This window comes from Myxacorys chilensis, assembly GCF_059505265.1.
Genome location: NZ_JCACKG010000116.1, coordinates 1 through 9,997, shown reverse-complemented (window position 1 = coordinate 9,997; position 9,997 = coordinate 1). Strand labels below are relative to the sequence as shown.

Annotated in this window: 12 protein-coding genes; 7 read left to right on the top strand and 5 right to left on the bottom strand. The window is 43.8% G+C overall.

From position 1 onward, the window contains the following. Positions 1-86: 86 nt before the first annotated feature. Positions 87-368, top strand: a complete 282-nt coding sequence (locus AC5JLB_RS08640; RefSeq protein ID WP_495873421.1) for a helix-turn-helix domain-containing protein — start codon at positions 87-89, stop codon at positions 366-368. After that, the gene (locus AC5JLB_RS08635; protein WP_495873420.1) at positions 352-864 is read left to right on the top strand and encodes an HARBI1 family protein; all 513 of its coding nucleotides are present in this window, start codon (positions 352-354) and stop codon (positions 862-864) included. Before AC5JLB_RS08640 ends, AC5JLB_RS08635 begins: the two co-directional genes overlap by 17 nt. A 77-nt stretch (positions 865-941) precedes the next feature. Here the strand turns inward: AC5JLB_RS08635 and AC5JLB_RS08630 are convergent, their stop codons facing one another. Continuing rightward, on the bottom strand, positions 942-1,373 hold the full coding sequence (locus AC5JLB_RS08630) for a DUF2127 domain-containing protein (RefSeq protein ID WP_495873419.1): 432 nt from the start codon (positions 1,371-1,373) through the stop codon (positions 942-944). Positions 1,374-1,746: 373 nt separating this feature from the next. Here AC5JLB_RS08630 and AC5JLB_RS08625 point away from each other — a divergent pair, with 373 nt between their 5' ends. The 4 genes from AC5JLB_RS08625 to AC5JLB_RS08610 all read left to right on the top strand — a co-directional run bounded on the left by AC5JLB_RS08625 (position 1,747) and on the right by AC5JLB_RS08610 (position 3,422). Further along, positions 1,747-1,986, top strand: coding sequence for a hypothetical protein (locus tag AC5JLB_RS08625; RefSeq protein ID WP_495873418.1), 240 nt, complete (start codon positions 1,747-1,749; stop codon positions 1,984-1,986). Positions 1,987-2,001: 15 nt separating this feature from the next. Continuing rightward, a complete protein-coding gene (locus tag AC5JLB_RS08620; protein WP_495873417.1) occupies positions 2,002-2,187 on the top strand; it encodes a hypothetical protein in 186 nt (61 codons plus the stop codon). A gap of 50 nt (positions 2,188-2,237) precedes the next feature. Continuing rightward, the gene (locus AC5JLB_RS08615; protein ID WP_495873416.1) at positions 2,238-2,552 is read left to right on the top strand and encodes a hypothetical protein; all 315 of its coding nucleotides are present in this window, start codon (positions 2,238-2,240) and stop codon (positions 2,550-2,552) included. A 156-nt stretch (positions 2,553-2,708) separates the two neighbouring features. Further along, positions 2,709-3,422: a hypothetical protein gene (locus tag AC5JLB_RS08610; protein WP_495873415.1), complete on the top strand. Its 714-nt coding sequence runs from the start codon at positions 2,709-2,711 to the stop codon at positions 3,420-3,422. Between the two features lie 201 nt (positions 3,423-3,623). On the opposite strand, the gene AC5JLB_RS08605 is transcribed toward AC5JLB_RS08610, so the two are convergent. Beyond that, a complete protein-coding gene (locus tag AC5JLB_RS08605) occupies positions 3,624-4,115 on the bottom strand; it encodes a universal stress protein (protein ID WP_495873414.1) in 492 nt (163 codons plus the stop codon). A 369-nt stretch (positions 4,116-4,484) separates the two neighbouring features. On the opposite strand from AC5JLB_RS08605, the gene AC5JLB_RS08600 reads away from it, so the two are divergent. Then, a complete protein-coding gene (locus AC5JLB_RS08600) occupies positions 4,485-5,372 on the top strand; it encodes a hypothetical protein (protein ID WP_495873413.1) in 888 nt (295 codons plus the stop codon). 36 nt (positions 5,373-5,408) lie between these two features. Here the strand turns inward: AC5JLB_RS08600 and AC5JLB_RS08595 are convergent, their stop codons facing one another. From AC5JLB_RS08595 to AC5JLB_RS08585, 3 genes are all read right to left on the bottom strand, one after another. Next, positions 5,409-6,965, bottom strand: a complete 1,557-nt coding sequence (locus tag AC5JLB_RS08595; protein WP_495873412.1) for a DHA2 family efflux MFS transporter permease subunit — start codon at positions 6,963-6,965, stop codon at positions 5,409-5,411. A gap of 150 nt (positions 6,966-7,115) precedes the next feature. Next, complete coding sequence (locus AC5JLB_RS08590) at positions 7,116-8,432, bottom strand: HlyD family secretion protein (RefSeq protein WP_495873411.1); 1,317 nt, start codon at positions 8,430-8,432, stop codon at positions 7,116-7,118. Positions 8,433-8,714: 282 nt separating this feature from the next. Beyond that, entirely contained in the window at positions 8,715-9,929 is a 1,215-nt protein-coding gene (locus tag AC5JLB_RS08585) for a glycoside hydrolase 100 family protein (protein ID WP_495873410.1), read from the bottom strand. Between the last annotated feature and the right edge of the window lie 68 nt (positions 9,930-9,997).

Sequence of the window (9,997 nt, the reverse complement as noted above, 5' to 3'; positions counted from 1 at the left end):
GTAGATACGCTTAAATCTTTTGTGCTTCTGTCCGAACTAAAGGGGTCACTTCAGGGTTTCTGCTGCTCGAGAACTGAGGAATCGCCATGCTGAGCTACCGCACTATCCAAAATAAACCTCATGTGTTTCAAAGCTTGACGGGTCTCAAAATTCAGGAATTTGAGCAGCTACTTAAGCCGTTCGAGCAAGCCTGGATGGACTATGTACAGCAACACCACATTCAAGGCAAAACACGACGACGCCAATATGGGGCAGGGCGCAAGAGTCAGCTCAACACGATTGAAGACAAACTGCTGTTCATTTTGGTGTATTTCCGGCTTTATCCGAGCCGTGTTGCAGCAGTGTCCAAGTTTGGAGTTCATCATTGATGGGACTGAGCGTCGCATCAACCGCCCCAAGGACAAGGAAGACCAGAAGCAATACTACAGTGGCAAAAAGAAGGCGCATACGGTCAAAAATAATGTCATCAGTCATCGTCGCGGGAAGGTGATGTTTTTGAGCAACACCTACGAGGGCAAAAAGCATGACAAAGCGATTTGTGATGAAGAAGACTACCAGTTTCCACCGAAGAGCAAGCTCTGGAAAGATACCGGATTTCAAGGATATGAACCCAAGGAAGTAACCACGTTTCAACCGAAGAAGAAACCGCGAAACGGAGAACTGACTGAGGCAGAGAAACAACGGAATCGAGAACTATCAAGTGAGCGGGTGGAGATTGAGCATCAGATTGGCGGCATCAAGCGGTGCAAGATTGTGGTGGACAAGTTTCGCAACCGGATGGCTCATTATGTGGATGATGTGATGGAAACAGCTTGTGGATTGCATAATTTCCGTCTCAGCTATCGCCAGTTGGCACCAGCTTAGCTTGAAACCAAGTCAAGGTCCCCCGCTCCGCTCCTCCCTTGAACAGCTCTTATTTCCGATTAAGTCTTTTGTTTCATTCAGGTCGATCGGGGAAAGCGTCTAAGAACATACCAAAAAGCAAAACTGTTGGCAATGAGCAGAATCAATCTGATCCAGGACGGATGACGGAATAATTCCACCACTTCAAGCGGCAAACTTGCTCCTACGCCAATCAACAGTAGCCATCGTGCCCAATGTTTTCCGAGCCAAAGCCCGATTGCTTCTACAGCCGATATGGTGCCGTACAATCCAGCCGCAACTGCCGCGAATTGCAAGGTATGGGGTGGAATCTGTGCCAAGTGTTGAAGTACCCAAGAAATGATGAATCGATGACTGGGTAAGGCATAGTCGGATACATTAAGATGACGAACTCCAGCCAACCAAATTGCGATCGCACCTGCAAAGAGTACGATCGCTGAGCATGACTTATAAAGCACAAGCAGAACTAACCCAGGAGGACGATGCTTCATCTGGTGAGAACTCCTTGACATTATCTCTGAACCCAGCAGTTAGAAAACAACGTTTGTTTCGCTAACAAATGTCTTGCTACAAACTTAATACCTAGGATAGCTTTTTTACCAGAGTACAAGAGCGAACCTGAGTTAAAAAATTTGTCGAAACTGACATATGATAATGCCTGGTTCATTTAACCAAACTGAATATATTAAGACAGACTTTAACATTCTAATTTGAAATCAAGTATTTCTTAACAGATCTATTGTTAGAAGTGTTCACAGCAATTTAGCTTTAACTTTCTGCTTAAGTTATCTATATTCGCTGGTCATCTTGTTTGGAGGAGACATACTTGAGATAGCAATCGTATCATTTAGGGATTGTTATTCGATGAAATTCAGACTCGTTTCTGTTTTGGTTGGAGCTGCTCCACTTTCAATTTTTTCTGGTGCGATCGTAGATTATGCACCATCAATTTCACAGAACATATCTGCTAGCACTCACCGCCCAGGGTTTTGGCAGCCCAAAGCACGGATTAATCCAACCGATCCTATTCAAATTGTGATCTTGAATCAAACCGATTTTCCTCTAGATTTTGGTCTTACGACGAATCAACCTCAAGTCATTTAACCTAGTAGCAATTCAATGCTCAGTACGAATACACTGCCTGCAAATTTTTTAGTTTACCCAACAGCTCCTCAAGTCAGTTTGAAGTATAAACTTTCTGCTGTTGGTAACCTCATTACCGTTGCAGTAGAGCAAACCAATAGTGACACGCCCGGAAATCAATCGATCTGGATTGATCAGACAGGTGGAGTCTACATTCAGTAAATCTTATTTCTTCTAAGTTCAAAATCGTAACAGTTCAGGAGTTTTGTTGCATGGATGTAATTCTTGCAACTCGAAGCGTACTGTCTTTAGCTGCGGGTTTGTTAGCAGGTATCAGTATCGGTGTGTTAAGCAATCATGTAAGCGATTACAAACCTCTAAATGCTTCATCCCTTCAGATGAAGCGATCGTCTGACCAGAATTTCATTACAAACGTAGTGCATCAAGTTAGTTCAGCTGTTGTCCGCATTGATTCAACTCGTATTGTAAAGAACCCTGATGCTGATGTGGAGAGTGTTCTTTCACAACTGTTTGGACTAGATTTACCGAAAGCGCCCAAACAACAGCTAGAACGAGAAATAGGGTAAGGCTTTTTAACCGAGCAAACGGACATATTTTCACGAGCGCTCATGCTATCGATGGTGTTAAAACTGTGACGGTTACTTTCAAGAATGGGCGGACGTTTCAGAGCAAAATACTGGGATCTGATCCAGTTACTGATGTTGCTGTATTAGGAGATAATCATGAATTTCTTTAAATCTACTTTACAGATCATTCCGATTCAACTTTCCAGTATTGTTGTTGCTAGCAGTCTAGCGGTCGCAAGTAATGCGATTGTCCCTACTGCTGATGCAGCAGATCCTTCGACTGCGACTTCAATTCAACAAGCACCTTACAGTCAAGTGTTCTACACTGGCTCAGTCTATGCAGTCAAAGACCGAGACTACAAAGCTAGTAATCCTAAGCTTGGGTTCTTTAGCGTTTGGAGCAAGAATCCAGCAAACAATGATTTGCGGGTCAGTGTCCATTACTGCTTAAAAGATCAAGCCCTCTCTGAGTCGGGTAGTGATTTAACCCGCATGAAGCTATTGAACAACAGACAATCCTTACTGACCATCAATCAAGTAATCGCAGAAAAACCTGTGTATGAGAAAGAAATCAGTCCAGGTTATTATGAACAACCGAATTTTGAAGCTTTTGACTGGTTTGATGATCCATTTTCTTGGGATTTGCCATACGATGGCGACTTTGATTCCTTTGCTCCAGTTTATAGTTCTCCGGCATTTTGCAATGCGGGGTTTACTCAGTTTGAGATTTCTTCACTAAAAAACGAAATTGCTCAGTTGCCCAACCAAACGCTACAAGTTCAATTGAGTTTTAGTAATGGAGAAACGCAAACTTGGCAGTTGGGGCAAGGCACAGTGCAAGCGTTGAAGAAATTGGCGACGATTCGCTAAGTCTAACCGCTTGGGGAATGAATCTGCGGCTACACAAGCTAAACCTGCGCAGGCAGGTTTTTCTACATCAGTGTTTAATGGGGGTACTTCGTTTGTGTATCCGCAATTTTAATTGCTAGACAGTACGGAGAACAATTGTAAAGTCTCTAAACAGGACAAGCTATTCTTTATTCCGAACTCATATTTGCTAACGATCGCAAATTATGAGAGTTCAGAGTCTTTTACCACTAACACAGAGCAACTCGCATGATGAATCACATAATTGCTGACGCTGCCCGTAAAGAACTCTGCAATCGCAGATTGATCATGTCGACCTAACACAATCAAATCTGCCTTCCATTGTTGAGCAACAGCGCAAATCATGACTTCTGGATTACCAATCTGATACTGGTATCCGGTCGGAATCTTCAAATTCGTCGCTTTTTGACAGTACTCTTGCAGCCAAGTGGTTGATTGCTGAATTTCTGACTGGAGTGTTTCATTGAAGACCCATTGCGAAAACCCAGCGTCGATCGGATAAATACCAGCAGTAGCACCTTGTTCCAACGGTAAAATAGATTCAGCAGGATCTACAAGGCAATGCAGGATCATGAGATTAGCTTGCTCTTTCTGAGCTAGATCTAATGCTCGCTCGAACACAGTAGCGGTTAGAAGAGAATGATTAATCGTAACTAGAATTCTTTTAAAGTTCATTGTCTTAATCCCTTAGTGTTCATCTCAGTTAAAGGCGTCCAGGATCATTGCTAAGCACAGAAATTCTTATTGTTCATCTTCGGTTGCTACTTAACAAATGTGTCTCGTTGAAGCATTACTTTTAGTTGTAGATTTGGCTTGAGAATTACACCAGGGACAATTAGCAAGTTAAGCAGGCTAAGGTTAGACAAATTGTTCTGAAGCGATCGAACTCCAACTTTAGTTCAAGCTAATGTTCCACTGCAAGATTGATAGGTGTACCCATCCTACGATCGTACAAAAGTTTCAACACCAGTTGGACGACAAGTGAGAAGGCAATTCTCTATAGTAGGCTCACACTAACACTAACGCAGCCCAGTTGTGAAAAATATGCTACCGCGAAAAGCCCAACCGCGTCAGGGTTCTGAAACATTGCAAAAACTGCAACGCTTAGTTCAACTAAGCGATATGCCTTTGGTGCGGTTCTCTACTACTACTTTAAGCCGTCATCAGTTCTGGATCATGAGCAGTTTGTTTGTCGTGATGCTGATCTTCGCTATCTTGAAGCCTGCTCCGTGGTTAACGGTAAAGCCAGTTGCAGCAATCGAGTTCTTCTCTGCTGTTTCACAATCTTTAGCAGCATTATTGGGAGTCTTGATTGTTTTCCTAACTGTGACCAATCAGTTAATTTACCAAAGACAACTCGATGACTACCGTATTTTGCAAACGCAAATTGAACGGCTTATTCAGTTGACTCAAACACTTCCCTCTGAATTAAGTAGGTTCGACGGGATATTAGTGGAGGTCATTCGTTATCTCGTTCCGCTGCAAATGAAGGATTTTCCCGTCTACCTATCAACTGATGTTCAACAAGCTGTATTTATGGAGAAACTATTAGAGAACTTTGAACAGGAATGGACTGAAAAACAACAGCAATTTTCCCTAGCTGCTCGTTTGCACTTGCAGCAAACTCTACTGCTTCTCAATAATATGAAAGAAATTTTAGAGGAATTTGTCATACTCTACGATCGTATTTTAGAACTGGGGCGGTTTATTCTCGCGATCGTTCGATTATCGTTTCTGCTTGGAGTTTCACTACTCTCTTTGTTGCTGTTTGGCATCATTGAATTACAAAATAACTTTCCCGACCTTAGTATTCCCATTACCGTCACTTTAGCAGCTTGGGTATTGATTGCTGTCTTAGAGCTAGTCGGTGATGCTTGGTACGTGTACAAAAGCTTCTACGGCGCTCTCCCGAATCGCTCAATCCATCACTAGCCCTACTTGCTGAAATTCGCCAAGGTGGTCAAGGACTTATTGTTTTACTTTCATTTTCCTCATAAATATTAGGGAAAGAGCGCTGCACAGAATTAATAATTTCAACAGGTAGTAGCAATCATCAATTGCCATCGTGGTTGCCTGTTGCTGCACAGCATGAGCGATCGCATCGATTGCTTGCTGAGTTGCGGTTGCTGCATCTGCGCCTTTACTCATAAAGTATTGCTTGATTTCTTGAAGCCGTTGCTGAGTAGCTTCGTTGTAAAGGCTAACATCACCGTGCAGACGATCATAATGGAATTCGGAACGGTGCTGAATCAAAGTCGCAAAGAGGGCAGATGCAAAAGACCCTCCCAAGTAACGCACCTGATTAAACAGCGCACTGGCATCACTCAAATGCTCCTTCTCAATTCCACCAGTTGCTAGAGCAGATAGAGGAATCGTGATTAAACTTTGACCAATGCCCTGAAGAAACTCCGGCAGCATTAATTGAGGTGTACCTGATAGAAGACTCATGTGAGAATTCATGGAGTTGCTAACAGCAAAGATGGCACATCCTATAGCAACAATAATTCGTGAATCAACTTTAGACTGAATTACAGGCAGAAACGGCATCACCAAAACTGAACCCAGTCCAACCCACATGAGAGTCAACCCGACCTGATAGGGCGTGTAACGCTGCACAGAATCAAGGTAGACAGGCATCACATACATCGCACCAAAAATACCACATCCAGCGACGAAATTGATAATACTAGCAAATGCAAGGTTACGTCTCCGCATCAAACGTAGATTGATAAAGGGATGCTTTCTATTCAATTCAATGATCAAAAATAGAAACAGGGAAATGACTGCGACTACCGTTAGACGTACAATAAACGGTGAACTAAACCAGAGATTGCGGTTTCCTTCTTCTAACACGGTTTGTAGACAAGTTAAACCAATTGCCATTGTTAATATGCCCGTCCAATCCCCCTGCTTTAATTCGCTTAAGTGCGTAGGTTCATGTTCGATGAGAAACAGGCAGGTTGCTAGCATCAAACTACCTGGAATTAGGTTGATATAGAAGATGTATTGCCAACTATAGTTGTAAGTTAGCCAACCCCCTAATGCGGGTCCGATTGCAGGTCCAGCAGTAATCGTCAGACCAAAAACTGCTAGTCCGATCGTGTGTTTTGAGGGAGGCAGATGACCTAAGACATACGCCATTGCTACCGGAACGAATGCACCTGCAAAAAATCCCTGAAAACCTCGAAAGGCAATCATCTCAACTAGCGTGGTAGCATTCGCACAAGCAATGGAAAAAATTAGAAATAAGATTGTGCTAGCCGTCATGTACCAGCGTGTGGAAAAGATTCTGCCCAACCAACCCGTTAACGGAATGACGATAATTTCGCCAATTAAATAAGCGGTAGCAATCCAGGAGCCTTGATCTAATGTGGCCGATAGGGCACCCGTCATGTCTTGCAACGAAGCATTTGTGGCGGTGACATCCAAGGATGACATCAACGCACCCAAGTTCATTCCCAATACTGCCAACCAGGTTGCTATGGAAACAGCATTACTGGACTGTTTCACCTGTAGTTTGCCCATTATCGTTTCCTCTTCCCTATCCATTCGCCAAATAGCATCAAAACCTATCGGCTTACTTTGCAGCCATCTATTTCCGATAAAAACACCGGAAATAGACACTAGAACGCTTCTAATGACCTGAAAAGTCGATCGAATAAAATGAACTGGAATTTACCTTCCCGTATTCACAGTCACTTCAACAGACATTCCTGGCGTGATGCGGTTCTCGTAACCTTTAATACTATTTGGATCAAAAGTAACTTTGACTGGAATTCGCTGTACCACCTTGGTAAAGTTACCCGTGGCGTTGTCAGGTGGCAATAAAGAAAAATCCGAGCCAGATGCAGGCGATAGACTGTTGACGCTCCCTTTGAACGTCTTGCCCGAAAACGTGTCTACACGAATCTCTGCAATCTCCCCGGGCTGCATCTTACTTAACTGCGTTTCGTTGAAGTTGGCAACAATCCAGCTATTGCCACCTACGACAGCAAGCAGGGGTTGCTCGGGCTGGACTCGCTGTCCAACTTGAACCGTTTTGTTGCCAATTCTGCCTGTCGTTGGAGCTTTAATCAGGGTATAAGACAAATTCAGTTGAGCTTGTTTGAGATTCGCAGTGGCGGCAGCAATTTGTGCCTGCGCTGCCTGATACTGGCGGCGGTTAACTTCGGTTTGCTGTCCGCTCGCTTGTGCTTGCTGAACTTTACCCTGAGAATCAACTAAATTTGCTTTGGCTTGATCAATTCCATCTAGTGCAGATTGATATTTTGCTTTTGCATCTACAATGCTTTGCTGCGCTGTTTTCGTTTGTGCCTGAGCAACTTGATAGGCGGTCGAGGCATCATCTCGCTGCTGCTTTGGAATTGCACCGGATTGATAAAGCTGCTCATACCGCTGATCAGTAACTTTGGCGTTAATTTCCTGCGCTTGAGCTTTAGCAAACTGATCCTGAGCAGAGACAACTGCTGCTTGAGCTTGGTTCACCATTGCTTGAGCGCTGGAAATGCCCGCGATCGCAGTTCCAACTGCCCCTTTTGCCTCTGTCGTATTGGCTTGTGCAGTTTGAGAAGAAAGGTTGATCGTGGCTTGAGCTGCACCGGCTTGTCGTTTGGCATTTTCTAATGCAGCTTGCGCATTTTGCACAACAACCTGATAGTCTTTGGGATCAAGTTCAACTAATACTTGTCCCTTTTGTACCTTTTGATTATCATCTACATGGACGTAAACCACAGTCCCTGAGATTCGGCTACTCACAGGATGAAGATAGCCTGTGACATAAGCATCATTGGTTGACTCATGCGTTGAGGCATAAGACCACCAGCGGTAACCCACAAAGCCTAAAACAGTTGCGATCGCAATTCCTGAAACGATCAAAATAGGCGTTTTGCGGAATTTGGAGACTAAAGGCGCTTTGCTTGAGGGATTAGTTACGTCATTTATTGAATCAGTTTCCACTTCATGAGAAGGGGTAATTGGTCTGCGGAGTCGCACGAGAGTTCCTCCAAAAAATCACGAACATCATTTTATGAGGCTCAAATCAGCCGATAATCACAACATACTGTCTATTCGTTCACCTGTGAATGACTGTTAGATAAGTTAGAGGTAACCTAATCGGTACGAGAAAATAGATTTGCTTGCTCGGTAATCATTGCTTCAAGCAGATTGAGTTGCGCGTTCTGACTCTGAATTGCTCAGTGTGTCTCCGCGCACTTTGTCTGTGTAGCTGCGAATCCTATTCGTCAAAGCGATTTGTGCAGAAAATCTACTGAATCATCAAGTGCAGGGCATCACTGTATTTTCAGAGCTGAAGCAAATAAGTGATAGATGCTCAAGATTACTCATTAGCGCTTTTGCGACTAAGTAACCCGCGATCGTCCAAGTTTGATGTTTTCTAGCTTCCCGTCCAATCAAGTGACCGTATCGACCGTCGTAGTACTCTGGAAACTCATCTACCTCAAGGCTACGTTCAGCGATCGTGATTGCTTTTTGAGCTAATTCGCTTCTGTCCGCTTTGACTGCCGCTGCTGCTAATATCCAAAGCAGAACCGTCCAATTTCCGCCATTGTGATACGACCAGGGAACATTTTTAGGATCACACCCGGTCAGAATTTTCCATTCCAAATCTTCTAATGCCGGAAAACAAATTTTCATTGGCATTTGTCCAACCAGGTCATCCCAGCGCTGTTCAATCAGATTCAGGATTGCCTGAGACTGCTCGTGAGTTGCTAATCCGGTGATCACAGCCATTAAGTTGCCTAACGTGAAAAAGCGAAAATCTATCCATCCCGATCCCAAATTTCCGGCATAATATCCAGCCGTTTCAGAAAGCCACTCGATGAGCCACTGTGGAATCGACTCTGGATAGATATTGAACTGATTAACAGCGCGATCGCCAAACTCTTCTTTTTTGTAGCGGTAAATTTCATTCAAGTGTTTGAAATCAAGCCAGTAATACTCTCGTAAGTGATAAGTTAAATGATTGAGCCGTTCTCCTACCGCGTTCAAATAGAACGAGTTCTGATCATTCGGCAACAATAGCTCTTGTACTGCTCTGAGCATGGCATAGAATAACACTTGAATCTCCAAAGGGCACCCGTAAACCCCCATGCGGCGATCGATCATAAATGCGCCATCTGGAACGAGCAGCGTTGGATACAGATCAAATCGAGCTGCTAAACAAAGATCAAGAATCAATCGAATGCCATGTTGAAAATCTGGTTCAGCAGCTAACTGACTATTGCCAGTCGCTTTGATGTAAGCTCGGAGCAAAATCACCCACCACAAGCAGGAATCAATCGGCGTGACTCGCCCGATCGCTTGTTCGCCAAAATCTGCAATCAATTGTTCTTGACCGTTAACAGTTTGCACCTTGAAACTCGCAGGCATTAGCCCCTGTCCCGGCTTAAAGCAGTTCACGTGCCGTTCTTGACTCTGAAGCGCCAACGTTTCGACTAAGAAGTTCCGAACAATGTCTGTCTCTCCTCGCATTAGAAATGCTAAATACTACAGTTGTAGATCATCAGACCCTGTGAGTTAACAAATTTGATCGGCTGTCT

Coding starts and splice junctions, on each gene's coding strand:
- AC5JLB_RS08640 (WP_495873421.1), top strand. CDS start 87: ATGCTGAGCTACCGCACTATCCAAAATAAACCTCATGTGTTTCAAAGC.
- AC5JLB_RS08630 (WP_495873419.1), bottom strand. CDS start 1,373: ATGAAGCATCGTCCTCCTGGGTTAGTTCTGCTTGTGCTTTATAAGTCA.
- AC5JLB_RS08600 (WP_495873413.1), top strand. CDS start 4,485: ATGCTACCGCGAAAAGCCCAACCGCGTCAGGGTTCTGAAACATTGCAA.
- AC5JLB_RS08605 (WP_495873414.1), bottom strand. CDS start 4,115: ATGAACTTTAAAAGAATTCTAGTTACGATTAATCATTCTCTTCTAACC.
- AC5JLB_RS08625 (WP_495873418.1), top strand. CDS start 1,747: ATGAAATTCAGACTCGTTTCTGTTTTGGTTGGAGCTGCTCCACTTTCA.
- AC5JLB_RS08610 (WP_495873415.1), top strand. CDS start 2,709: ATGAATTTCTTTAAATCTACTTTACAGATCATTCCGATTCAACTTTCC.
- AC5JLB_RS08620 (WP_495873417.1), top strand. CDS start 2,002: ATGCTCAGTACGAATACACTGCCTGCAAATTTTTTAGTTTACCCAACA.
- AC5JLB_RS08595 (WP_495873412.1), bottom strand. CDS start 6,965: ATGGGCAAACTACAGGTGAAACAGTCCAGTAATGCTGTTTCCATAGCA.
- AC5JLB_RS08585 (WP_495873410.1), bottom strand. CDS start 9,929: ATGCGAGGAGAGACAGACATTGTTCGGAACTTCTTAGTCGAAACGTTG.
- AC5JLB_RS08615 (WP_495873416.1), top strand. CDS start 2,238: ATGGATGTAATTCTTGCAACTCGAAGCGTACTGTCTTTAGCTGCGGGT.